Below are 23,211 nucleotides of genomic sequence, written 5' to 3'. Positions count from 1 at the left end.
CATCCTCGTCCGGTGCCGGCGCGCGCGGGGACCGCCCGGCTCAGGTGGGCCCCGGCCCGGCCCGTGCTGCCTCCCGGGGCGCGGACAGCGGTGCGGACCGCACGCGCTCGGGGAGGAGACCGACGCCGACGACGCGGGCCGGGAGGCCCTGCAGGACGGGCCAGCGCTGCAGCAGCCGGAGGACGACGGGGGTCCCGGCCGGCCGGTCCCCGGTGAGCAGGCGGTCGACGAAGCGCTGCTGGACGAGCCGCTGCACCCGTTGCGTCACCACGGTGGGGAGCACCCGCCGGAGCCGGACGCGGGCCAGGACGGGGGAGGGGGCCCTGCCCCGGCGCAACCACGGCGCCAGGATGCGGGCGGCGGCCGCGGCGTCCTGGACGGCGAGGTTCACGCCGACCCCGCCGATCGGGGACATCGCGTGCGCGGCGTCCCCGATCAGCAGCAGTCCCGGCCGGTGCCAGCGGGACAGCCGGTCCAGCCGCACCGACAGCACCTTCACCTCGTCCCAGGACCGCAGGGCGGCGACGGACCCCTCCGTGCCGGGCAGCAGGCGCAGCAGGTCGGCGCGGAACGCGTCGAGGCCGGCCGCGCGGACCTCCTCGACGCTGCCCTTGCGCACCAGGTAGGCGCACTGCCAGTAGTCCCCCCGGTCGATGAGGACCAGCAGCCGCCCGCGCGCGAGCCGCCCGACGCCACCGAAGGGCGGCCTCGCCGAGCCGGCTCCCCGGGGCAACCGGAACCAGAGCACGTCCATCGGGGCGCCGAACTCCCGGACCGCCAGGCCGGCGTCGGCGCGCAGGCGCGAGTCCCGCCCGTCGGCCGCCACGGTCAGGGTGGCCCGGAGCTCGCCCGTGCCGCCGTCCGCGGTGGTGTGGCGGACGCCGACGACCCTGCCGTCCTGCCGGAGCAGGGCCACCGCCTCGGCGCCCAGGAGCAGCCGGAAGTGCGGGTACCGGGACGCCTGCCCGGCGAGGAAGGTGAGGAAGTCCCACTGCGGCACGAAGGTGAGGAACCGGAACGGTCCCGGGAGGCGGCGGAAGTCGGCGAGGGTGAACTCGCCGTCGTCGGTCGTGACGCCGAGCCGCTCGACCTCCTGGTGCGGGAGCGCGAGGAACGCCCCGGCCAGCCCGACGTCGTCGAGCAGCCGCAGCGTGGAGGGGTGGACGGTGTCCCCCCGGAAGTCGCGGAAGAAGTCGGCGTGCTTCTCGAGGACCACGACGTCGACGCCGCTGCGGGCGAGGAGCAGTCCGAGCACCATCCCCGCGGGGCCACCTCCCACGACGACGGCGTCGCACCGCGACCGGTCCGCGGTCGCGCGGGAGCGGTCGTCCTCTTCGGTCGGCGTGCTGCTCACGGCGGGCTCCTCTCGGTCCCCCGGGACGGCGGGGCGCCTCCGGTGCCGCGCGGCGACACGGTAGCCGCGAGGGGAGGTGCCCGGGTGCTCCGGCGGCGCGGGACGCTGCCGGCACTCAGTCGACGGCGTCCTGCTGGGGGTGGGCCTCCGCCGCCGCGGCGTCCCGGTCCTCGCTGCCCGGTGTCCCTGCGGCCGCCGGCCGGGCCCGCGCGGCCGCGGCGTCGGCGACCGCGCGGTCGCGTGCCTCCTCCGCGCGCAGCCGGTCCCGCCGGCTCTCCTCGGCGGCGCGCTCGGCGCGCTCGGCGCGGGCCTCCTGCGCCGCCGCCCGCTCGGCCGCGGCGTCGGCCCGCGCCTCCGCCGCGCGGGCGCGGCCCTCCGCGGCGGTGGTCCCCAGCCGGGCGGCCGCCTCCGCCTGCTCGGCGCGCCCGACCGCCCGGACCGCGTCGGCCCGCACGCGCCCGGCCTCCGTCTGCGCCGCGCGCTCGGCCTCCAGCGCCCGGTCGCGGGCGGCCTCCGCCGCCGCCGCCCGCTCCTGCGCCGCCGCGGCCTCGGCCAGCGCGCGGTCGCGCGCCTCCTCCGCCCGGGCCGTCCCGGCGCGGGCGGAGGAGGCCTGGCGCTCGGCCTCCTCGCGCCGGCGCTCGGCGTCGAGCCGCCCCGCCTCGGCCTCGGCGGCGGCGGCCGCGGCCGCACCCGCGTCGGCGCGCGCCCGCTCCGCGGTCGCCTGCGCGGCGTCGGCGTCCTCCCGGGCGGCCGCCTCCCGGTCGCGGGCCCCCGCGGCGTCCTCCCGGGCCGCGGCGGCCTCGTCCCGGGAGGACGCCGCGGCCGCCTCGGCCCGGGCGGCGACGTCGAGGGCCTCCCGCGTGGCCTTCTCGGCGACCGCGCGCGCCCGGTCGGCCCGGGACGCGCGCTGCTCGGCCTCGGCGACCTCCCGGCGCGCGTCGGTGCGGAGTGCCGCCCGCTCCGCCTCCAGGAGTTCGGCGTCCGCGGCCCGGGTCAGCGCCTCCCGGGCGCGGCCCACCTGGTCCTCGATCGCCGCCAGGGTCTCGCGGAGCCGGTCGGCGACCCCGGTCAGCGTCTCGGCGGCGGGGGCGCCCGGGTGCTGGGTGGCGGGCGGCTCGGGTGCGGCCGTGCGGGCGGCTGCCGCGGCGCGGCGGGCGGTGTAGGCGGTCGTGCGGTTGTGGTCCGGCCGCGTGCAGTACGACGAGCGGCCGCCGGTGGGCGGGGGCGGGGCCACGGGGAGGGCGCAGTCCGGATAGGCGCAGGTCGTCGTCCCCTCGGTCACGTCGTCCAGTGTGCACCCGTCCGTCATGTGCGACGAACGAACGCGGACGAACGCACGGCCGGGGCGGTGCGCACGACCGGGCGGAGGCACTCCATAATCACCTGTTATGGAGTCCGAGGACGGCCGCCGTGAGCCGGGGCCGACCGGGGCGGGGGAGGCGGTCGTCAGCGCCGCCGAGGGGGGCCTGGTGCTCCCCGGGGACGTCGCGGCGGTGGGCCGCTACCTCACCGCCGCGAAGGCCGAGTCCACCCGCAGGGCCTACGACGCCGACTTCCGCGCCTGGTCGGCCTGGGCCCGGGAGCGCGGGTTCACCCCGCTGCCGGCGGCCGACGCCGCGGTGGCCACCTACCTGGCGGCGCTGGGCGACGCGGGGGCCAGCCCCCGCACGATCGCCCGCCGGCTGTCCGGCATCGGGCACGCGCACCGCGAGGCCGGGTACCCCAGCCCGTCGGAGCACCCCGGCACCCGGGAGGTCCTCCGGGGCATCCGGCGGACGGCGGCCCGCGACGGCCGCCGTCCGCGCAAGGCGCGGGCGCTGGACACGCAGACGATCCGCGCCCTCGTCGAGGACCTCCCCCCGGGGCCGGCGGGCCTGCGCGACCGGGCGGTCATCCTCACCTCCTTCGCCCTGGGGCTGCGGGCCTCCGACGTCTGCGGGCTGGACGTGGGCGACCTGACCCCGGCCGGGCACGGCGGCCTGGACGTCACCATCCGCTGGTCCAAGACCGACCAGGAGGGCGCCGGCGAGGTGCTCGCCCTGGCGCCCGGGGTGCGGGCGCGGACCTGCCCGGTCCGCGCGCTGCAGGCGTGGGTCGAGGCGGCCGACCTCGGCGGCTCCGGACCGCTGTTCCGCAGCGTCGGGCGGGGCGCGCAGCCGCGCATCGGCCGGACGCGGATGGCCCGGTCGTCGGTGCGGCTGGTGCTGCGCCGTGCCGCCGAGCGGGCCGGCGTCCCGCTGGAGGGGCTGAGCCCGCACAGCCTGCGCCGCTCGTTCGCCACGGAGGGCTACCGAGCCGGCGTCAGCGAGCGGGAGCTGGCCCGCACCGGCCGCTGGGCCTCGGTGACCACCATGCGGGGCTACGACTCCAGCAGCCGCTGGGCCGACCCGGCCTCGGCCCGGCTCGGGCTCTGAGCCGCGCGCCCCGGGGCGCGACCCGGCCCGGGAGCCGGGCCGCGGTGGGAGGGTGCGCGGATGGCCGAGTTCCTGCGGGTCACGGTGCGCGACCGGGTGGGCTGGATCGAGTACGACCGCCCGCCGGTCAACGCCTTCCACTGGGAGATGCTCCGGGAGGTCCCGGAGGCGCTGGAGCAGCACCTCGCCGACCCCGCCGTCCGGGTGGTGGTGGTCGGCAGCGCGCTGGAGGCCCACTTCAGCGTGGGTGCGGACCTGCGGGTCTTCGCCGACACCGACGACGACGGCATGCGCCGCTGGGTGGACGCGTGCCACGACCTGGTGCGGCGGGTGCGCGCCGCACCGAAACCGCTCCTGGCAGCCGTGCACGGCACCGCGGTCGGGGGCGGCCTGGAGATCGTGCTGCACTGCGACGTCCGCTTCGCCGCGAGCACCGCCCGGCTCGGGCAGCCGGAGATCGGCATCGGGTTCCTCCCGCCGGTCGGGGCGACCCAGGCGCTGGCCCGCCTGCTCGGCCGGCCGCGCGCCCTGCGCCTCCTCTACGACGGCACGCTGCTGAGCGCGGAGGAGGCCCTCGCCATCGGCCTGGTCGACGTCGTGGTGGCTCCCGAGCGGCTGCGCGAGGAGGTGCAGGGCTACGCCGAGGGGCTGGCCCGCAAGCCGGCCCGCGCGCTGGCGGCGATCCGGCGCTGCGTCACCGAGGGGGTCGACCTGCCCTTCGCGGAGGGGCTGGCGATCGAGCGGGAGGAGGCGGTGGCGCTCGGCGCGACCGCGGACTTCCGCGAGGGGCTGGCGGCCTTCCTCGACCGGCGCCCGCCGGTCTGGTCGGACTGACCGGGCTCGCCGGCGGGGTCGCTCAGCGCTTGACGGTCCGCGGGTGCATCAGCCGCTCCACCTGCGAGGCGGCCTGCTGCTTCTCCTTGCGCTCGCTGCGCCTGGCCTTGACGGCCTTGCCCGACTTCTTCGCGGTGTGGTCGTCGTGGGGCGACTTGTCGGCCATCGGGTGCTCCCTCGTCGAGGGTGGAACACACTCCTCCCTACCGCCGGTCGCCCCGCCGCGCCAGGGGTTCCGGCGCGCCCGCAGGCGGTCGAGCCTCCTTGACAGCACGCGTGACCCCGACCACAGTGCGGCGCCTCAGGTGGGCACCCCAACGCTCCGGGACGGCTGATGGACCAGACGACGCAGGAGACGGTCCGCGCGCGGCAGGAGGGTCGGCTCGCCGACCCGGACGTCGAGCTCCGCACCGATCCCCGGCTGCACCCCGGGCTGCGGGCCGGGCTCGCCGCCTTCGACATGGACGGACACGCCGCGCCACCGCCCGTCGACCGGACCGCCGACCCCGCGACGGTCGCCGAGTTCGTGGGCCAGTCGCACGCCGCCTTCGAGGGCCTGTACGCCGCGGTCCCGAGCGACTGGGACGGCGAGGAGCGCCCGGACGTCGACCACCGGGTCGAGACGACCACGGGGGTCGACGGCAACGAGATCCGCCTGCACGTGTACCGCCCCGCCGGGAGCGCGGGGCCGCTGCCGGGCCTGGTCTACCTCCACGGCGGCGGCATGACGATCCTCGAGGCCGCCAACCGGGTGCACGTCCGGTGGAGCGAGGACCTCGCCGCGACCGGGATGGTGGTGGTCACCGTCGACTTCCGCAACGCCTGGACCGCCGACGGTGCCCACCCGTTCCCGGCCGGGCTGGACGACTGCAGCAGCGCCCTCGACTGGGTCCACCAGCACCGCGAGCAGCTGGGCATCACGAAGGTCGTCCTGCAGGGCGAGTCCGGTGGGGCCAACCTCGTGCTGGCGACGGTGCTCAAGGCCCGCCGCGAGAACCGGCTCGACCGCGTCGACGGCGTCTACGCGATGGTGCCCTACATCAGCGGCGGCTACGGCTGGAGCCGTGAGCGCAAGCTGCGTGAGCTGCCCTCGCTGGTCGAGAACGACGGGCACTACCTCAACTGCCAGATGATGGACGTGCTCGTCGCGGTCTACGACCCGACCGGCGAGCACGCCGAGGACCCGCTGGCCTGGCCCTACTTCGCCACCGAGGCCGACGTCGAGGGGCTCCCGCCGCACGTCGTCACCGTCAACGAGCTCGACCCGCTGCGCGACGAGGGCATCGCCTACTTCCGGCTGTTGCAGCGCGCCGGCGTGCCCGTCGTCGGCCGGGTGAACCTCGGCCTCACCCACGCCGCGGAGATGTCCTGGCGGACGGCCGTTCCGGAGGCCTACCGGGCGGCCGTCCGCGACATCCGCGGCTTCGTCGCCGGTCTCTGACCGGCCGCGCGGCGCGACGGTGGGCCCGTGGCCGGGCCCACCGCGGCCGGTGTCACGGCCGGGAGGTCACCCGTTCGGTCGCGGGCACCGGCTCCCCGGCGACGGCCGACCGCGGTGCCCGGCGCCAGGCCGCCCGGTCCCCGAGGACCAGGCCGGTCACGACCACGGCGAGCACGCCGGCGTAGACGTACGCGGCGCGGTCCTGCGCGGCTCCGGTGAAGCCGAGCATGCCGAAGGTGAACGCGCCCTGGCTGGCGTGGAAGAGGATCGCCATGAGCAGGCTGCCGCCGGTGCGGTCGACCAGCCAGACGTAGACGAAGGCGATGAGCACGGTCGAGGGCAGTCCGATCCAGCCCAGGTTGCCGAGCGCCACCAGCGGCAGGTGCCAGCCCGCCGTCAGCAGGCCGAGCACCCCGGCCGCCGCGAGCGGGGACCACCGCAGCTGCAGGTGGGGCAGCGCGTAGCCGCGGAAGCCGGGCTCCTCGCCCAGCGCGCTGTCCGTCGGGTTCACCAGGCGGACGGCCAGCACGAGGGCCACGTCGGTCCACACGACCGCGGAGAGGTCCGGTGCGGGACCCCCCAGCCAGTCGGTGAGCAGGCCGGTCACGAGCACCATCACCACCGGCAGGCCGACCGCGACGACGTACCAGACCCAGCCGACCCGCCACCGGACCAGCCGCGCGCCGAGCTCGCGGAACCCCGGCCGGCCCTCGGCGACGGCGACGACCACGACCGCGGCCACCAGCGGACCGCCGGGGAAGAACGGGGTGCCGAGGGACGCCCCCGCCAGGTGTACGGCCCAGGGTGTCCACGACACCACGTAGGCGAGGACGAAGAAGCTGGTCAGTCGGTGCTGTCGCACCCAGGACACGGCGCCGGACACGGGGACCTCCGTCGGGTGGAGAGGGACGGACCCGAGGGTTCGCCGCCCGGGAGGTGCCCGACCAGCGGGTCAGCCCTCGACTCCGCGAGGGCTGACCCTGTAGCCGCTCCCGCTCAGCGGGTGGCGGCGGCCGGCGCCGGCGCGGCCTCGTCGTACAGGAGGGCCATCCGGTCGAGGAACCACAGCTTGCCGGCCGACTGCACGGCGAGCCCGAACGCGACCATCCAGCCGTCCCGGACGACCAGCCCCCGGACGACGAACGGCAGCCCCAACGCGCTGAGGGCGCCCAGCACGTGCGGCGCGACCCGGTGCCGCGGCGGGACGGGGACCTCCTCGCGCCGGGCCCAGGAGGTCTCGCCCAGGACCGACCGGGACGCCCAGTGGTCCAGCGAGCGCGGCGGGGGGAACGCCCGGGGGTTCACCGCGGTCCACGCGCACACGGCGCCCACCGGCACGAGCGACCACCGGCCGATCCGGGTGCGGGTCCAGATCGCGCCGGCCAGCAGCCACGGGATCGGGACGCGGGTGTAGACGCTCCACGGGTTCGCGTGGCGCTGCCAGGCGTCCCCCTCCAGGCCGAAGGCCCGGGCCATCGTCGCGTCCAGTGTCATGTCGCTGCCCTCCTGGTCGGTGCCGCCCGGTCGGCGGCGGTACGCGGTCCGGGGACCGGGTGGGGCCCCGGCTCAGGGAGAGGGGGACGGCGCCCTTCGCGCGTCCGGCTCGCTGCGGGCCGCCGGTACCGCGGGGGCGATCGGCAGCTCGGCGGTCAGCCGCGTCCCGCCGCCCGCCGGGCTGGCGAGCCGCAGCCGCCCGCCCGCCGCGGCCACCCGGTCGACGAGGCCGCGCAGCCCGGCCCCGGCGAGGGAGGCGCCGCCGACGCCGTCGTCGGCGATCGCGACCACCAGCACGCCGTCGGTCACCCGGACGTCGATGCGGACCTCCGCCGCCGCCGCGTGCTTCGCGGCGTTCGCCAGGCCCTCCGACACCACGAAGTAGGCGGCGTGCTCCAGCGCGCCGGGCAACCGTCCGGGCGGCGCCCCGGTGACCACGGCCGGGACCGACGAGCGCTCGGCGAGCGCGGCGAGGGCCGGTCCCAGCCCGGAGTCGGTCAGCAGCGCCGGGTAGATCCCCCGGGCGAGCTCGCGCAGCTCCTCCAGCGCCCCGGCCAGCTCGTCGACGGTCTCACCCAACAGCGCGTCCACCTCCCCGGGCGGGCCGGCGGACAGCCGTCCGCGGGCCATCCGGAGCAGGAGGGCGACGTTCACCAGCCGCTGCTGGGCGCCGTCGTGCAGGTCGCGCTCCACGCGGCGCCGCGCGGCGTCGGCCGACTCGACGATCCGGGCCCGCGAGGCCTGCACCTCGCGCAGCCGGGCGCGCACCTCGGCGTGCAGGCGCTCGTTCTCCAGCGCCATCCCGGCACCGGCCGCGACGGCCGCGACCAGCTCCGGCTCGCCCGCCAGCGCGGCGTCGTGGGTGAGCGCGGCGATCCGGGACCCGCCCCGCTCCAGGTAGGTCACCCCGCGGCCGGGGGCGGGGGGCTCCACCGCGGCCGGGTCGCCCCGGGCGTCGACGAACACCCCGCGCTCGGGCAGCCAGTAGGCGATCGCCACGCTCGGGTCGTGCAGCGTGGCCGCGAGCACGCCGCGCAGCCGCTCGGGCCCGGGTGGGCCCGCGCCCAGCTCGACGATCATCCGGCTCACCGCCGAGCGGTCGAGCCGGCTGCGGACCAGCCCGAACAGCAGGGCCAGCGGCCAGACGACCAGCACCGTGCGGGCGGCCCAGGTGAAGCCGACCCGGACGTCGGGGTGGATGGCCAGCACGAACGCGCTGCGCTGCGCCATCAGCGCGAGCACGACCAGCACGCCGCCCAGCAGCCCGGGGCCGATGGCGCGGCGCTCGGCGGTGCTCGCCCGCCGCCACCGCGCGGCCACGATGGCGAGGACCGCCGTGCACAGCGCCAGGACGACCCCCTGCACCACGGCGTCGACGAGCACCGGGCTGCCGGCGGGGGCGGGCACGATGACCAGCCCGTTGGGCGGGAGGCCGGCCGGGGCGCCGCGCGTCGCCCCGAGCAGGAGGAAGAACCCGTCCAGCGGGGTGGAGAGCAGGTAGCCGACGGTCACGGTGACCCGCTGCGGCCACGTCGTCGCCCGGCCGGTGGGGAAGGTGACCAGCAGGTGGACGAAGACGCTCAGGTACAGCGACCCCAGCAGCACCCCGACGGCGAAGCCCACGTCCGAGGCGACCGCGACGGCGTACCGGCCGAGCGCCGCGAAGCCGAGCACGACCATCAGCGCGCCGGTGCGGTTGTCGGGGTGGCGCGACCAGGCGAGCAGGCCGGTGCCGACGAAGGACCAGCCGACGGCGAGGTCGAGCACGAGCGTCGGTGCGGCCAGCGCGGCGGGCACGTCGTACCCGCCCCAGGACAGGGCCGCCGCGGCGCCCAGGCCGGCGGCCACCCCACCGGCGGCGACCGCGGCCCGGCCCCGCCCGCCCGGCGGCCTCACGACGCGGTCCGCCCGTCGCCGAGGAGCCGCCGCAGCACGGCCCCGCTGAGCTCGGCCTTGGCGATGAACCCGCGGGTGGCGCTGCGGCCGACGCGGTGCCCGTAGTCCGCGCGGGACCGGCTGGACACCAGCACCACCGCGGGCGGGTCGGCGTCCTCCGCCAGCGCCGCGGCGACGACGAACCCGTCGACGTCGGGCAGCTGCACGTCGAGCAGCACCGCGTCGGGACGCAGCTCCCGGGCGGCCCGCACCGCGCCCCGGCCGTCGCCCGCCTCCCCGACGACGGCGAAGCCCTCGTCCTCCAGCAGCCGGCGCGCGAGCGACCGGAACGACGGGTGGTCGTCGACGATGAGGAGCCGGATCGGCACCTCCCCATGGTCGCGACGCGCCGTCCCCGGGGGTACAGGGTCAACCCGGTACCGCAGGTCGTGGCGGACGGTCCTTGACAGGGCGGACCCGCGCCCCGACGTTGTCCGCGTGTCGCCCATCCCGACGGCCGAGGCGCGCGCCCTGCGGGTGGCGGTCGCCGACGACGCGGTGCTGTTCCGGGAGGGCCTGACCCGGCTGCTCACCGAGGCGGGGTTCGCCGTCACGGCCGCGGTGGGCGACGCGGGGGCGCTGCTGGCCAGCGTGGCCGCCGACCCGCCGGACGTGGCGGTGGTCGACATCCGCATGCCGCCCACGCACACCACCGAGGGGCTCGAGGCCGCGCGGGCGCTGCGCGAGCGGCACCCGGGCACGGGCGTGCTGGTGCTGTCGGCGCACGTCGAGACGGGCTACGCGCTGCAGCTCGTCGACGGCGGCACCACCGGCGCCGGGTACCTGCTCAAGGAGCGGGTCGCCGACCTCGCGGAGCTCCGCGACGCGGTGCGCCGCGTGGCGGCCGGCGGGGTGGTGGTCGACCCGGGCGTCGTCGCGACGCTGGTCGGCCGCCGCCGGGTGCACAGCCCCCTCGACGCCCTCTCCGAGCGGGAGCGCGAGGTGCTCGCGGTGATGGCGGAGGGGCGCTCGAACCAGGCGATCGGGGAGCAGCTGTTCCTCAGCCAGAAGACGGTCGAGGCCTACGTGCGGTCGGTGTTCACCAAGCTGGGACTGCACCAGGCCGCCGACGACAACCGGCGGGTGCTCGCGGTGCTGGCCTTCCTCCGGCACTGAGCCGACCGGTTCGGCGGGAGCAGGGACAACCCTGCCCCGGTCGCGGGTTGTCCCGCTGCCGGGCGCCGCCGCGGAGGACGACCGTGCCGGGCATGACCAGCACGCGGATCCGTCCCGTCCCCTCCCCGGTGGCCCGGCGCCGCCGCTCCCGCTGGGTCGTCGGCGCGGTGGCCGCGACCGCCCTCGTCGGGGGCCTCGCCGCCGCCACGCAGGTCCGCCACGACAGCACGAGCTCCGTCGTCCCCGGCGTGCGCGAGGTCGTCGTCGACATCGGTGCGGGCCCGGTGACGCTGCGCGGCGGGGACGGGGACGCCGTGGGCGTGCGGTCCACCCCGCACGGGCTGTTCACCTCCTCCGCGGCGCCGCGGCACGAGCTCGTCGACGGCGTCCTGCGGATCACGTCCGGGTGCTCGGGGTTCGCCCTGCACTGCTGGACCGAGGAGGAGGTCACCGTGCCCGCCGGCGTCCCGGTGCGGGTGCACACCGGCGTGGGCGACGTGACCGCCGTCGACCTCGACGTCCCGCTGTTCGAGGTGGGTGCCGGGGCCGGCACGGTGACCGCGACCTTCACCGGTGCCCCCGGGGAGGTCCGCGTCGACGCCGGTGCGGCCGGCAACGTCGAGGTCGTCGTGCCCGACGGGCGCTACCGCGTCGACGCCGACGCGACGGTGGGTCCCACGGAGGTGCAGGTGGACCACGACGCCTCCGCCGGGCGGTCGATCGACGCGTCGACCGGCGTCGGGCAGGTCACCGTCCGCTCCCGGTGAGGCGCCTCCCCCGGAGGAGGGGGAGGGGGAACAGCCGGCGGCGCCCCGGTCGTTGACCGTCCGACGCGCCCGAGCGGGCGCGCGGAGGAGGGCACGTGGAGCACCTCAGGCGTCTGCGCGGCGAGCGGCCGCTGCTGTTCGGGCTCGTCCTGCTCGTCGGCTTCTGGCTCGGCTTCCAGCTCCTCCTGGTGGTCGCGCAGCTGGTGCTCGGCCCCTTCGCGCTGCCGGCCTGGGCGCCGCTGGCGCTGGTGCTCGTCGTGCTGGTGCTCGTCGCCCGCGGCCAGCAGCGCTCGCGGTAGCCGGGCCGGTCACCCCGGCGCCGCGGGACCCCGGCGCAGGAGGGCGGCGGCCGCACCGGCCGCGGTGAGCACCCAGGCCGCCAGGGCGGGCCACAGCAGGACCTGCCCGACGCGGGCCAGGGCGGGCAGCCGCTCCGCCTCGGCGACCGCGAAGCCGGCGGCGGCGGTCATGCCCAGGGGGAACACCGTGGCCCAGCGCCGGACGTCGTAGTGCCGGCGCGGCCAGCGCAGTTCGCAGGCCAGCAGGACGGCGTAGCCCCCGAGGGTCAGGCCCCACACCGCCAGGTCCAGCGCGCGCAGCGGCCCCACGACGCGGCCCGGTGTGCCCAGCCGGTCGGCGGCGAGCACCAGGTGCGCGCCCGCGAGACTCGTGATGGCCAGCGCCCCGGCCGCCACCCACTGGTCGCCGGCGCCGACGGCCAGCTGGCGCCAGTCGAACCGGGCCAGCACTCCCGCGTAGAGCACGAGCCCGAGGAGGAAGGCGGCCACGCCGGCGGACAGCGCCGGGCGGCTGCCGGCTGCCCCGGCGAGCGTGGCGGACAGGACGGCCAGCCCCTGCGTGGCCACGCAGACCAGGAAGCTCCCGCCGACCGTGGGCACCTGCCGGTGCCGCAGCACGCGGGGGAGCAGGACGACCCAGAGGAGCGCGGCGACGGCGAGCAGCAGCCACGCCGGGCCGGTCCAGCCGGCGGCGGTGACCCGGCCACCGATCACCGTCGTCGCGGCCACGCCGGTGAGCGAGGCCGGTGTCGCGGCGTCGGCCAGCCACCCCGCGCGGTCCGTCGCCCACCGGACGACCAGGTGCGTGCCCAGCACGAGGCCTCCGGCGACGGCGAGCGCCAGCAGCAGCCAGGACAGCACCGTCAGACCGGCGCTCTCCGTCGCCGTCGAGAGGATGCCGGTGCTCATGACCGCGGCTCCGGCCGCCGGGGTGAGCCCCGTCCCCAGCCGCCCGCGGCCGGACACCCGACGCCTCCGCATGCCGGCCACGGCCGCGATCCTGCCCCGGGCCGGTCGGGTCCACCGGGCAGCCGGCCGCGCGCACCGCCCCGCGCCGGTGGAGCGCCACGGCGCCCGGGCCGGGTCTACGGTGCCCTCCTGCCGGTCCCGACGGCCCAGCCACCCCGGAGGTGCGCGATGCTGACCACCCCGCTGTGCACGTCCCTCGGCATCGAGGTGCCGATCTGGAACGCCGGCATGGGCGGCGGCCTCGCCGGCCCGGAGCTGGCGGCCGCGGTCTGCGGTGCCGGTGGCCTCGGGGTGCTGGGCATGGGCGGGCTGCCCGCGCCGGCGATCCGGGAGGCGATCGGTCAACTGCGGGCGCTCACCGACCGGCCCTTCGGGGTCAACCTGATCGTCCCGCTCATGGACGACGACGCGGTGGCCTGCTGCCTGGAGGAACGGGTGCCCGTCCTCGTGCTCTTCTGGGGCGACCCGGGCCCCTGGGTCGAGGAGGCGCACCGGGTCGGGACGAGGGTCCTGGTGCAGTGCGGCTCGGTCGACGAGGCCCGGCGCGCCGCGGCCGCCGGCGTGGACGCCGTGATGGTCCAGGGTGTCGAGGCGGGCGGTCACGTGCGGGGCACCACGGCGCTGTCGGTCCTGCTGCCCGCGACGGTGCAGGCGGTGGCCCCGCTGCCGGTCGTCGCGGCCGGGGGCATCGCGACCGGACGGCAGGTCGCCGCCGCCCTCGCCCTCGGTGCCCAGGGGGTCTCGCTGGGCACCCGCTTCCTCTGCAGCGCGGAGTCGCGGGCCGCCCGGGAGTACAAGGACCGCATCGTCGCCGCGACCGCGGAGGACACGTTCCACACGCGGGTGTTCGACGTCGGGTGGCCTGACGCCCCGCACCGGGTGCTGCGCAACGCGGCCGTGCGGGAGTGGGAGGCGGCCGGCTCGCCGCCGACCGGGTCCCGGGCCGGTGAGGGGGACGTCATCGGCAAGATGCCGGTCGCGGGACAGACGGTCGAGCTGCCGCGCTACGGCATCTTCATGCCGATGGAGGGGTTCGAGGGCGACCTCGACCAGGCGGTCCTCTACTGCGGCCAGTCCTGCGCGCTGGTCGACGACGTCCGGCCCGCGGCCGACCTCGTGCACGACCTCGCCCGGGAGGCGGACGCCGTCCTCGCCGGGCGCCCGTAGACCCCGGCACCCGTCCGCGGGCGGTGCCCGCGCAGCGCGGCCGGGGAGCCGCTGGCAGGGTGGACGACGTGGCCGACTCCTCTCCCGTCGTCGTGGTGACCGGTGCCAACGGGCTGGTGGGTGCCGCGGTCTGCCGGGCGCTCGTCGCCCGGTCGGCCCGGGTGCGCGCCGTCGTCCGCCGCGCCGGCAGCGCGCCCGCGCTCGACGGGGTCACCGAGCACGTCGGCGACTTCGCCGACGCCTCCGTCGCCCGCGCGGTGACCCAGGGGGCCGACGCGGTCGTGTCGACGGTGCACCCGATGGGCTCGTCGCGCGAGGTGCAGCACCGGGTGGGCGTCGAGGGGACGCCGGTCCTGGCCCGGGCCGCCCGGGACGCCGGCGTCGCCCGCTTCGTGCACCTGTCCACGGCCGGCGTCTACGACCGCTCGGCCGGCGTCGGCGACGTCGCCGAGGACGGTGTCCTCCTGCCCGAGGGCAGCGGCGACTACCCCGACACCAAGAACGCCACCGACGCCGCGCTCGCGCAGGTCGGCGGGCTCACCACCGTGCTGGTCCGCCCGCCGGCCGTCCTGGGCGCCGGCGACACGTCGGTCTGGAACACGCTGCGACCGCAGCAGGTCCGTGGCGGGGAGCGCCGCGCCAACCCGGCGCAGACCTTCGCCTGGGTGCACGTCGACGACCTGGCGGCCCTCGTCGCGGACGTCGCCACGGGCGCCGTCGCGACCGCCGACGACCCGGAGCGCGGCCCGGTGGCCGGCGGCACGACCCCGGTCGTCGTCGCGGGGGAGCCCGCGACCTGGCGGGACTACCTGGGCACGGTGACCGACGCGCTGGGCGTCGCGCCCGAGTGGACCGACGAGCCGGTGTGGACCGGCCGGCTGCGCACCGACCGCGCCCGGCGCTGGGGCTGGACCCCGCGGGTGGGCCTGGCGCAGGCGGTCGACGAGCTGCGGCGGGGCCTGACCGGCGGGACCTGACCGTCCCGGGCGGAGGCCGTGCCGCCGCCGGCCGCGGGTTGCCGACGGCCGGAAGGCGGGCGGGGTCCGGGTCGACCGGCGCCGCCCGTGGCGGCCCGCGGACACCGGCGGCACGGTGGAGACGTCGAGCGGGAGCCGCCACCCCCCGCACGAGCACGGGAGACCGGTGCCACCGCCCACCCGTGACCCGCACCCCTCGAGACCGACCGGAGGAACCGAGTGCCCCGCGCCACCCTCGACCGCGCCGGCCACGACCACGCCACCCACGACCGCGACGTCGTGTCCGCGGCGCCCGCCGTCGCCCCGCTGACGCTCGCCGACCGCTGCGACGCCCCCGCCGTGGTGGGCGGCCGCAACGGCCGGACCGGCCGCGGCCCCTGCGGTGCGCAGGCGTTCGTCCGCGCCGTGCTGCCCGGTGGCGGCGACCTGCTCTTCTGCGCCCACCACGGACGGGAGCACGAGGCGGCCCTCGCCGCTGCCGGTGCCACGATCCGCGACGAGACCGGCCGGCTCGAGGCCTGACACGGCCGTCGAGCGCGCCGCGGTCAGGGCAGCCGCGTGAGCAGCGCCCGGGCGAACGCCGCGGCCGCCGGGTCGGCCGCACCCTGCGCGGCCGCCGCGCGCAACCAGCCCGCGAGGGGCGCGGCCAGCGCGGGGGAGAGGGCGGTGATCCACGCACCGGTGCCGGCCCGCGCCTCGGCCACGTGCTCCGTGCCGCCGCCGGGGAGGTGCGCGACGACCTCGGGACGGGTCGCCAGCAGCCCGCCGGCCCGCCAGTCGCCGGCGGTGGTCCGGGCGGCGAGCGCCTCCAGCCGGTCGGCCGCCGTCCGCAGCAGCTGCTCGGTCTCCACGGCCGGATCGTGCCCGACTCCGACGGCCGGCCCGCGGGCTCAGCCGGCCGTGGCGAGCTGCCGGGGACGCCGGCGGGGGAGGACGTGCGGGAGGCCCCGGCCGACCATGCCCAGCGTGCTGCCGAGGCGCTGGGACCACGAGAGGTCCGGCAGGACCGGCGGTGCGGCCATGTCCGCGACGTCGACGAAGAACGTCTGCACCTGCCCGATGCCCTCGAGGTCCTGGGGGACCTCCCGCATCGCCAGCTCGGCGGCGGCCGGGCCCCCGCTGCGGAAGAGGTCGTCGGAGACGAGCAGGTACTCCGGCACGTCGACGCCGTTCTTGAGCAGCCGGTGGACGTAGATCACGTCCACGCCGACGAGCTTCTTCCGGCGCCGGATCGTCTGGGTCGCCACCTCCCCGACGTGCGCGACGAACTTCAGCCGCAGGTCGCTGGTCTGCCGGCAGCTGCCGCACGGGCACATGTTGAGCTCGACGAACCGCCGCTCCACGTGGAAGGCGCGGTGCATGGCGACGACGGCGCGGGTGGTGGCCGCCAGCGTCGCGGGACCGTCCAGCCCGTCGACGTCGCGGGAGAGGAACGCCGCGTCGCCCTCGATCTCGATCAGGTCGAAGTCCCGCGCCGCACCGACGACCCGGTCGAGCATGCGCCGCGTGGCCGCCTCCGCGTGCCCCAGGACGCTGCGGTGGAACTGCATGTACTGCGTGTAGCCGCCGATGTCGGCGATGAGGAGCAGCGCACGCCGGGTCGCCATGCCGGACCCTAGCAGCGCGGACGGCCCCGGCAGCGCCGTCGGCGACGTCCGATCCCGTCCCGTACCGGTCCCGGTCAGTCGTCGAGGAGGGAGGTCCGCAGCTCCGGTTCCGGCAGGACCTGGGTGAAGTACTCGGCGCCGAACATCTCCCGCAGGATCGGCTCGGGGAACATCGCCGGGTCGATCGGGTACTGGGAGCGGTGGGCGGCGGTGGCCCGGATCTTGTGGCCGACGAAGTCCGTGACGTCGATGCACGTGTCCACCCGGGCGTCGACCCGGTCCCCGGAGGGCAGCGTCCGGGTGGGCGGGAAGCCCTGCTCCGGGGGGCCGCCGAGGACGGCGGGGTCGGAGGCCAGGAACGTGAGGGTCGTGACGTCGTCGACGGCGACCACGTGCGCGTTGCGCGGCCGGCCGGTGGCGATGCCCTGCTCGCCGACGAACTCCCCGGGGCCGGACCGGTCGACCACCCGGACCCGGCCGTCCGCGCCCTCCCGCCGGATCTCGACGGCCCCGGACAGGAGGAAGTGGATCGAGGTCGCGGCGTCACCCTGCTCGATGAGGTAGGAGCCGGCGGGGTACCACTCGACGGTGACGAAGTCGGCGGCGTAGCCGAGGGCCGTCGTCTCGCGCGAGAAGACCGACAGCGCACGGACGAAGTCCCGCGTGCCCGTGAAGCGGGTGGTCAGCTCGACGACCCAGCTGGCCAGGCGGTCGCGCAGCAGCATGCCGCTGCGCGGCTGGTGGCAGTGGAACAGCCGGGTCGACGCCGACGGCGGGAGCTGCCGGCAGGCCGCGGTGACGGCGGCACCGACGGCGACGTGGTCCGGGTGACCGGAGAACCCGTCCGGGCCGAACGTGACGACCACGTCGGGCCGCAGGTCGTCGAGGAGCTCCGCCACGAGGTCCACCAGGACCTGCCCGTCGACGTCGGCCAGGCCGCCGTCCGGGTGGTCGAAGCAGGTCACCCCGGTCAGCCCGAGCGCCTCGCCGGCCGCGGCCAGCTCCTCCTCGCGCACCGCCCGCAGCGTGGCGCGGGTCGCCACGGCGGCGTCCCTGATCTGGCCGGCCCCGCCCCGGGTCAGGGAGACCACGCGGACGTCGGCGCCGGCGCCGGCGTACTTGGCGAACGTGCCACCGGCGCAGATGGTCTCGTCGTCGGGGTGGGCGAAGACGCCGAGCACGCGTGGGCGCGGCCGACCGGGCGGCCGGACCGAGGGGGCGTCAGCCATCGGTCACCGTCGACTCCGCTGCTCGTGGACGTGGCCGGGACCTGCGGGACAGGCCCCGGTCGGGGGCGCACCGTACCCGCCCCGGGCGGCGGCGGGCCGGTCCGGTGCACGGTGCGGTCCCCGGCCCGCGAACGGCTGCGCGGAGCACCCCCCGGACGCCGCCGCGCTGCTAGCGTCCGCGCCGTGCCCGGTGCCTACCGCGAGGCGTGGGCATCGGTGACCGGCAACCGCAACCTCCGGCTCGCCCAGTCGTCGTCGGTGGCGGCGTGGACGGGCGAGTTCCTGTTCCTCACCGCGATGACGGTCTACGCGTTCGACACCGACGGCGCTATCGGCGTCGGCGTCGTCGGCTTCCTGCGGGTGCTGCCCGCGACGCTCGCCCTCCCCTGGCTGGGCGTGCTCGCCGACCGGGTCCCGCGGCGCCGGCTGCTGGTGGTCACGTGCGGGGTCCGGGCGCTCACCGCGGGGGGAGCGGGGCTGGCGGCGGTGGCCGGCGAGCCGGTGGCCGTGTACGCGCTGCTGACCGCCTCCACGGTCTGCCACGCCGCGTACCGGCCGGTGCTCGGTGCGCTGTTCCCCACGCTGTGCAGCACGCCGGAGGAGCTGGCCGGGGTCAACGCGGTCCGCGCCGTCCTCGACGGCCTGGCGGCGCTGGTGGGCCCGCTGCTCGCGGCCGCGCTGATCGCGGGGGCCAGCACGGCGGCCGCGTTCGCCGCGGTCGCCGGACTCGCCGCCGTCGCCGGGGTGCTCGCCGCCGGGCTGCGCTACGAGTCGGCCCGCCCGGTGGGCGACCCGCCGGGCGGGCGGGCCGGGGTCCTCGCCGACGTCGCCGACGGGCTGCGCGAGCTGCGCCGGCGCCCCCGGGCCGCGGAGGTGATCGTCCTGGGCGGGGTGCAGTGCGTGGTCCGCGGCGCCCTGACGGTGCTGGCCGTGGTGGTCGCGGTGGACCTCACGGACCTCGGCCGCCCGGGCGTCGGGCTGCTCTGGGCGGCGTTCGGCGTGGGGGGCCTGGTGGCGGCGACGGCGACGATCGGGGCCGCGGGCAGCGCCCGGCTGGGCACGCTGTTCGGCGCCGGGATCGCGATGTGGGGGGTGCCGCTCGTCGTCGTCGGGCTGGTCACCGGCAGCACCGTGGCGGTCGGCGCCTTCCTGGTCGTCGGCGCGGCCAACGCCCTGGTCGACGTCACCGGTTTCACCCTGCTGCAGCGGCTGGTCCCCGACCGGACGCTGGCGCGGGTGCTCGCCCTGACCGAGGCGGTGTTCTCCCTGACGGTGGCGCTCGGCTCGCTGACCGTCCCCCTGCTCGTCTCCGCGCTGGGGGGCGCCGGCGCCCTCGCCGTCGCCGGCTGCCTCCTCCCGGTGGCGGTCGCCGCGCGCTGGGCGGCGCTGCGGGCGATCGACGCCGACATCGGCACGCGCCGCGACCGCATCCGGCTGCTGCGCCGGGTCCGCATGCTCCGGCTGCTGCCCGTCCCGGCCATCGAGGGCCTGGCGCTGCGGCTGCGCCGGCTCGGTGTCGCGGCGGGGACCGACGTGTTCCGGGCGGGGGACCGCGGCGAGGACTTCTACGTCGTCGAGTCCGGCGCCGTGGCCGTCGTCGTCGACGGGCGCGAGGTCCGCCGGCTCGGGCCCGGCGACTCCTTCGGCGAGATCGCGCTGCTGCACTCGGTCCCGCGGACGGCGACCGTGCGCGCCCTCGAGGACACCGGGCTCGCCGCCCTCAGCGGTTCCGCATTCGTCGCGGCGGTCACCAGCTACTCGGCCACCTCCGCGACCGCGGAGCAGCTCGTCCGCGGCTACCTCAGCGAGGACGGGCACCGCGACCGGGTCCGGCCGCACCCCGACCCCGACGGCCGCCCGGACCCCGGCTGACGGTGCGGACCGTCACGCCCCGGCCTGCGCCCCGGCTCGCCGGCCCGGTCGTACCGTGGACGGGGCGTGCCGGACGCGGCCCCGTCCCGCACGCGCCACCCCTCGTGACCGCAGGAGAGCACCCGTGCCCCGCGCAGCTGACCACCTCGAGCCCGGCCCCCGCACCCCCGGTCCCCGGCCGGACCGTCAGCCGGCGGACCGGAGCTGGCCCCGGCGCCTGGTGCGCAGCCTGGTGCTCCTCGACTCCTGGTCCCCGGACAGCTCGCGGCTGAGCTCCCCGCAGGCCGCCCGCCGGCACCTGCGCGGGCGGTGGAGCCGCTCCGGCGACCTCACCGAGGCGCAGGCCGCCGCCCTGGTCACCCTCGACGAGACGACGGCCTGGACGGTCTGACCCCCGCGGTCCCCGGTCCGCCGGGCCCGCTCCTCGCGCGCCGGTCAGGTCCCGTGCACGGGACCTGACCGAGCGGAGTCGTTCCCACTGGCGTCGACCCGGCGACGGCCCGATCCTTGGTCGCACGCCCGGAGCCCACCGACTCGTCGTCCAACGAGGGAGCGGACATGGCACACGGCCCCGCCAACAGCGGCGACCTCCACAAGGGACTCAAGCAGCGCCACCTCACGATGATCGCGATCGGCGGTGTCATCGGCGCGGGCCTGTTCGTCGGCTCGGGCGCGATCATCGGTGAGGTCGGACCCGCGGCGTTCCTGACCTACGCGATCACCGGCGTCCTGATCGTCATGGTCATGCGGATGCTGGGGGAGATGGCGGTGGCCAACCCCTCGACGGGGTCCTTCGCCGACTACGCCCGGCAGTCCCTCGGCGGCTGGGCGGGCTTCAGCGTGGGCTGGCTGTACTGGTACTTCTGGGTCATCGTGGTCGGCTTCGAGGCCGTGGCCGGGGCGGGGATCCTGCAGCGCTGGCTGCCCGACGTCCCGCTGTGGCTGATGGCGCTCGTGCTCATGGTGCTCATGACGGCGACCAACCTGTTCTCGGTGGCCTCCTACGGCGAGTTCGAGTACTGGTTCGCCGGCGTCAAGGTCGCGACGATCATGGTCTTCATCGGCCTGGGCGCGCTGTTCGTCCTGGGCCTGTGGCCGGGCCGCGACCTCGACTTCTCCAACCTCACCGAGCACGGCGGCCTGTTCCCCAACGGGGTCGGCGCGCTGTTCTCGGGCATCGTCATCGTGATCTTCTCGATGGTCGGCGCGGAGATCGCCACCATCGCCGCGGCGGAGTCCGACGAGCCGGAGCGGGGGATCGTCAGGGCGACGAACTCCGTCGTCCTGCGCATCTCGGTGTTCTTCGTGGGGTCGATCTTCCTGCTGGCCACGATCCTGCCGTGGAACTCCACGCGGCTGGGCGGCTCGCCCTACGTGGCCGCGATGGAGGAGATGGGCATCCCGGCCGCGGCCGAGATCATGAACGCGGTGGTGCTCACCGCGGTGCTGTCCTGCCTGAACTCCGGCCTCTACACCGCCTCGCGGATGCTGTTCGTGCTCGCCGCGCGGCACGAGGCGCCGGGCCGGATGCTGCGGATCAGCAAGCGGGGGGTGCCGGCCTGGGCGATCCTGTCGTCGTCGGTCATCGGGTTCCTCTGCGTGATCGCCGCCTACGTCTCGCCGGACACCGTCTTCCTGTTCCTGCTCAACTCCTCCGGCGCGATCATCCTGTTCGTCTACCTGCTGATCACGCTCTCCCAGCTGCGGATGCGGCCGACGATCCCGCCGGAGCGGCTGCGGGTGAAGATGTGGCTCTACCCGGTGCTGACCCTGCTCACGGCGGCCGCGATCGTCGCGATCCTGGTGCAGATGTTCGTCCGCGAGGGCACCCGGTCCCAGCTGCTGCTCAGCCTCCTGGCCTGGGCGCTGGTGCTCGTGGCCTACGCCGTCCGGCGGAAGGTGATCGGCGACGCCCACCTGACCGACGACGGGGTCGCCGCGGAGACCCGCGCCGACCGGTGGATGCACGAGCACGGCGCCGTGGTCGACGCCGAGGTGGACGCGGCCGTGGGCGAGGGGCGGCTCGACCCCCGCGTGATCCGGCGGATGGACGAGGAGGGCTACCCCAACGAGGCGCCGTGACCGGTCCCCGGATCCCCGCTCCTCGAGGCGGTCGCCGGGCGGTCAGGCCGGCTCGTGGTCCGGCAGCGCGGCGAACTCCTCCCGCAGGCGGTACTTCTGGACCTTCCCCGACCCGGTCAGCCGGAACGCCTCGACGAACCGCCAGTGCCGCGGCGTCTTGTGCGGGGCCAGCTGCCGCCGGCAGTGGGCCTCCAGCTCGGCCTCCGTGGGCGCGCCACCGGGAGCCGGCCGGACGAAGGCGGCGACCTGCTCGCCCCACACCGGGTCCGGGACGCCGACGACGGCGACCTCGGCCACCCCGGGGTGGGCGGACAGCACGTCCTCGATCTCCCGCGGGTAGACGTTCTCGCCCCCGCGGATGATCATGTCCTTCAGCCGGCCGGTGATCCGGCAGTAGCCGCGCTCGTCCATGGTGGCGAGGTCGCCGGTGTGCAGCCAGCCGTCGGCGTCGATCGCGGCGGCGGTCTGCTCGGGCGCGTCGAGGTACCCGGTCATGACGTGGTACCCGCGGGTGCACAGCTCACCGACCGCCCCGGGGACGACGGTGGTGCCGTCCGCCGGGTCGGCGATCCTCACCTCGGTCGCCGGCAGGGGACGGCCCACGGTCTCCGCCCGGTCGTCCGGGCTGTCGTCAGCCCGGGTCATCGTGATGCCGGGGGAGGCCTCGGTCTGCGCGTAGACGATGTGCATCGGCACCCCGAGGAGCTCCTCGACGCGGCGCTGCAGGGGCGGCGGGACGGGCGCACCGCCGGACAGCGCCCAGCGCACGGACGCGGTGCGGGCGGGGGAGAAGTCGGGGTGCGCCAGCAGCGCGACGAGCATGGTCGGGACGCCGACGAACCCGACGCTGCGCTCCTCCTCGACGAGGCGCAGGTGCAGGCCCGGGTCGAAGGACGGCGGGAGGACCTGCGTGCCGAGACTGGCGATCGAGGACAGGGTGGCCAGCACGCAGCCCGCGGTGTGGAACAGCGGCATCGGGTTGACGACCGCCTCGCCCTCGCCCATCCCGAGGACGTCGACGTAGGACAAGCGCGCGTTGTTGGTCAGGCCGCGGTGGTGGAGCACCGCGCCCTTGGGCAGCCCGGTCGTGCCGGAGGTGTACTGGACCTGCGCCGGGTCGGCCGCGGACACCGCCGGCAACGCCTCGGTGGGGCTCCCCGACGCGCGGAAGGCGTCCCAGTCCTCGAACAGGACGCTCTCGCGCAGGTCCGGCAGGTCCGGCTGCACGGCCGCGAGGGTGTCGGCCATCGGGTTGCCCCGGTACTCCCGCCGCAGGAACACGCCCGAGGCGCGGGAGTGCCGCAGCACGTGCCGCAGCTCGTCGGCGCGCAGCGCCGGGTTCACCGTCACGAGGGTCAGCCCGGCCAGGGCCGCGCCCATCTCCAGGACGATCCACTCGGGCAGGTTGTCGGCCCAGACCGCCACCCGCTCGCCGGGGGAGAAGCGGCCGAGCAGGGCCCCGGCCGTCTGCTCGGCCTCGGACAGCAGCTGCGCGTAGGACCACCGGCGGCGGTCCCCCTCGGCCGTTCCCTCGACCAGCGCCACCGCGTCCGGGGCCCGCTCGGCAGCGCTGCGCAGCAGGTCGCCGACAGTCTCCTCGCGGACCGACTCGAGCTGCTCCGCAGGCCAGTACGCGGTCCTGAGCACGGCGCGC

Annotated in this window: 24 protein-coding genes; 12 read left to right on the top strand and 12 right to left on the bottom strand. The window is 77.2% G+C overall.

Going from position 1 to position 23,211, the window contains the following annotated elements; genetic code table 11:
• Nucleotides 1-40 precede the first annotated feature (40 nt).
• Together BLQ97_RS19400 and BLQ97_RS19395 are read right to left on the bottom strand one after the other, a co-directional pair.
• Nucleotides 41-1,354: an FAD-dependent oxidoreductase gene (locus BLQ97_RS19400; RefSeq protein ID WP_245692473.1), complete on the bottom strand. Its 1,314-nt coding sequence runs from the start codon at nucleotides 1,352-1,354 to the stop codon at nucleotides 41-43.
• A 115-nt stretch (nucleotides 1,355-1,469) separates the two neighbouring features.
• Nucleotides 1,470-2,636 carry a hypothetical protein gene (locus BLQ97_RS19395; protein ID WP_139173758.1) on the bottom strand — a complete coding sequence of 389 codons (1,167 nt, stop codon included), beginning with the start codon at nucleotides 2,634-2,636 and terminating at the stop codon, nucleotides 1,470-1,472.
• Between the two features lie 106 nt (nucleotides 2,637-2,742).
• Here BLQ97_RS19395 and BLQ97_RS19390 point away from each other — a divergent pair, with 106 nt between their 5' ends.
• Together BLQ97_RS19390 and BLQ97_RS19385 are read left to right on the top strand one after the other, a co-directional pair.
• The gene (locus BLQ97_RS19390) at nucleotides 2,743-3,768 is read left to right on the top strand and encodes a site-specific integrase (protein WP_091367788.1); all 1,026 of its coding nucleotides are present in this window, start codon (nucleotides 2,743-2,745) and stop codon (nucleotides 3,766-3,768) included.
• A 60-nt stretch (nucleotides 3,769-3,828) separates the two neighbouring features.
• Complete coding sequence (locus BLQ97_RS19385; protein ID WP_091367786.1) at nucleotides 3,829-4,602, top strand: enoyl-CoA hydratase/isomerase family protein; 774 nt, start codon at nucleotides 3,829-3,831, stop codon at nucleotides 4,600-4,602.
• 22 nt (nucleotides 4,603-4,624) lie between these two features.
• On the opposite strand, the gene BLQ97_RS23475 is transcribed toward BLQ97_RS19385, so the two are convergent.
• Nucleotides 4,625-4,768 carry a hypothetical protein gene (locus tag BLQ97_RS23475; RefSeq protein ID WP_175471824.1) on the bottom strand — a complete coding sequence of 48 codons (144 nt, stop codon included), beginning with the start codon at nucleotides 4,766-4,768 and terminating at the stop codon, nucleotides 4,625-4,627.
• A gap of 168 nt (nucleotides 4,769-4,936) precedes the next feature.
• Between BLQ97_RS23475 and BLQ97_RS19380 the strand changes: the two genes are divergently transcribed.
• Nucleotides 4,937-6,043, top strand: coding sequence for an alpha/beta hydrolase fold domain-containing protein (locus tag BLQ97_RS19380; RefSeq protein WP_091367784.1), 1,107 nt, complete (start codon nucleotides 4,937-4,939; stop codon nucleotides 6,041-6,043).
• Nucleotides 6,044-6,095: 52 nt separating this feature from the next.
• Here BLQ97_RS19380 and BLQ97_RS19375 read toward each other — a convergent pair whose 3' ends face one another.
• The 4 genes from BLQ97_RS19375 to BLQ97_RS19360 form a co-directional block, all read right to left on the bottom strand.
• The gene (locus BLQ97_RS19375; RefSeq protein ID WP_091367782.1) at nucleotides 6,096-6,926 is read right to left on the bottom strand and encodes a CPBP family intramembrane glutamic endopeptidase; all 831 of its coding nucleotides are present in this window, start codon (nucleotides 6,924-6,926) and stop codon (nucleotides 6,096-6,098) included.
• A gap of 113 nt (nucleotides 6,927-7,039) precedes the next feature.
• Nucleotides 7,040-7,537: a DUF6653 family protein gene (locus BLQ97_RS19370; RefSeq protein ID WP_091367780.1), complete on the bottom strand. Its 498-nt coding sequence runs from the start codon at nucleotides 7,535-7,537 to the stop codon at nucleotides 7,040-7,042.
• A 72-nt stretch (nucleotides 7,538-7,609) separates the two neighbouring features.
• A complete protein-coding gene (locus tag BLQ97_RS19365) occupies nucleotides 7,610-9,433 on the bottom strand; it encodes a sensor histidine kinase (RefSeq protein ID WP_091367778.1) in 1,824 nt (607 codons plus the stop codon).
• The gene (locus tag BLQ97_RS19360; protein WP_091367775.1) at nucleotides 9,430-9,801 is read right to left on the bottom strand and encodes a response regulator; all 372 of its coding nucleotides are present in this window, start codon (nucleotides 9,799-9,801) and stop codon (nucleotides 9,430-9,432) included. Before BLQ97_RS19360 ends, BLQ97_RS19365 begins: the two co-directional genes overlap by 4 nt.
• A 109-nt stretch (nucleotides 9,802-9,910) precedes the next feature.
• On the opposite strand from BLQ97_RS19360, the gene BLQ97_RS19355 reads away from it, so the two are divergent.
• From BLQ97_RS19355 to BLQ97_RS19345, 3 genes are all read left to right on the top strand, one after another.
• Nucleotides 9,911-10,588: a response regulator transcription factor gene (locus BLQ97_RS19355; RefSeq protein WP_245692472.1), complete on the top strand. Its 678-nt coding sequence runs from the start codon at nucleotides 9,911-9,913 to the stop codon at nucleotides 10,586-10,588.
• Between the two features lie 92 nt (nucleotides 10,589-10,680).
• Entirely contained in the window at nucleotides 10,681-11,355 is a 675-nt protein-coding gene (locus BLQ97_RS19350; protein WP_139173756.1) for a hypothetical protein, read from the top strand.
• A 95-nt stretch (nucleotides 11,356-11,450) separates the two neighbouring features.
• The gene (locus tag BLQ97_RS19345; RefSeq protein ID WP_091367771.1) at nucleotides 11,451-11,654 is read left to right on the top strand and encodes a hypothetical protein; all 204 of its coding nucleotides are present in this window, start codon (nucleotides 11,451-11,453) and stop codon (nucleotides 11,652-11,654) included.
• A gap of 9 nt (nucleotides 11,655-11,663) precedes the next feature.
• Here BLQ97_RS19345 and BLQ97_RS19340 read toward each other — a convergent pair whose 3' ends face one another.
• Complete coding sequence (locus tag BLQ97_RS19340; protein WP_091367989.1) at nucleotides 11,664-12,635, bottom strand: tellurite resistance/C4-dicarboxylate transporter family protein; 972 nt, start codon at nucleotides 12,633-12,635, stop codon at nucleotides 11,664-11,666.
• 156 nt (nucleotides 12,636-12,791) lie between these two features.
• Between BLQ97_RS19340 and BLQ97_RS19335 the strand changes: the two genes are divergently transcribed.
• The 3 genes from BLQ97_RS19335 (at nucleotide 12,792) to BLQ97_RS24050 (ending at nucleotide 15,289) form a co-directional block, all read left to right on the top strand.
• A complete protein-coding gene (locus BLQ97_RS19335) occupies nucleotides 12,792-13,790 on the top strand; it encodes an NAD(P)H-dependent flavin oxidoreductase (protein WP_091367769.1) in 999 nt (332 codons plus the stop codon).
• Between the two features lie 68 nt (nucleotides 13,791-13,858).
• Nucleotides 13,859-14,767 (top strand): NAD-dependent epimerase/dehydratase family protein, encoded by a 909-nt coding sequence (locus BLQ97_RS19330; protein ID WP_091367986.1) that lies wholly within the window; start codon nucleotides 13,859-13,861, stop codon nucleotides 14,765-14,767.
• 219 nt (nucleotides 14,768-14,986) lie between these two features.
• Entirely contained in the window at nucleotides 14,987-15,289 is a 303-nt protein-coding gene (locus BLQ97_RS24050; protein ID WP_091367767.1) for a DUF7455 domain-containing protein, read from the top strand.
• 23 nt (nucleotides 15,290-15,312) lie between these two features.
• Here BLQ97_RS24050 and BLQ97_RS19320 read toward each other — a convergent pair whose 3' ends face one another.
• From BLQ97_RS19320 to BLQ97_RS19310, 3 genes are all read right to left on the bottom strand, one after another.
• Nucleotides 15,313-15,618: a hypothetical protein gene (locus BLQ97_RS19320; RefSeq protein WP_091367765.1), complete on the bottom strand. Its 306-nt coding sequence runs from the start codon at nucleotides 15,616-15,618 to the stop codon at nucleotides 15,313-15,315.
• A 39-nt stretch (nucleotides 15,619-15,657) separates the two neighbouring features.
• A complete protein-coding gene (locus BLQ97_RS19315) occupies nucleotides 15,658-16,374 on the bottom strand; it encodes a DUF2652 domain-containing protein (protein WP_091367763.1) in 717 nt (238 codons plus the stop codon).
• 74 nt (nucleotides 16,375-16,448) lie between these two features.
• Nucleotides 16,449-17,603 (bottom strand): PIG-L family deacetylase, encoded by a 1,155-nt coding sequence (locus BLQ97_RS19310; protein ID WP_091367761.1) that lies wholly within the window; start codon nucleotides 17,601-17,603, stop codon nucleotides 16,449-16,451.
• Between the two features lie 183 nt (nucleotides 17,604-17,786).
• Between BLQ97_RS19310 and BLQ97_RS19305 the strand changes: the two genes are divergently transcribed.
• The 3 genes from BLQ97_RS19305 (at nucleotide 17,787) to BLQ97_RS19295 (ending at nucleotide 21,557) form a co-directional block, all read left to right on the top strand.
• Nucleotides 17,787-19,475, top strand: coding sequence for a cyclic nucleotide-binding domain-containing protein (locus tag BLQ97_RS19305; RefSeq protein ID WP_091367759.1), 1,689 nt, complete (start codon nucleotides 17,787-17,789; stop codon nucleotides 19,473-19,475).
• 124 nt (nucleotides 19,476-19,599) lie between these two features.
• A complete protein-coding gene (locus BLQ97_RS19300; RefSeq protein WP_091367757.1) occupies nucleotides 19,600-19,866 on the top strand; it encodes a hypothetical protein in 267 nt (88 codons plus the stop codon).
• 167 nt (nucleotides 19,867-20,033) lie between these two features.
• Nucleotides 20,034-21,557, top strand: a complete 1,524-nt coding sequence (locus tag BLQ97_RS19295) for an amino acid permease (RefSeq protein ID WP_091367755.1) — start codon at nucleotides 20,034-20,036, stop codon at nucleotides 21,555-21,557.
• 42 nt (nucleotides 21,558-21,599) lie between these two features.
• On the opposite strand, the gene BLQ97_RS19290 is transcribed toward BLQ97_RS19295, so the two are convergent.
• Nucleotides 21,600-23,204, bottom strand: a complete 1,605-nt coding sequence (locus BLQ97_RS19290) for an AMP-binding protein (protein ID WP_091367753.1) — start codon at nucleotides 23,202-23,204, stop codon at nucleotides 21,600-21,602.
• Nucleotides 23,205-23,211: the final 7 nt, after the last annotated feature.

This window comes from Geodermatophilus telluris (genome assembly GCF_900102745.1).
GTDB classification, from domain to species: Bacteria; Actinomycetota; Actinomycetes; order Mycobacteriales; family Geodermatophilaceae; genus Geodermatophilus; species Geodermatophilus telluris.
This window is presented reverse-complemented; position numbering and strand designations above follow the sequence as displayed.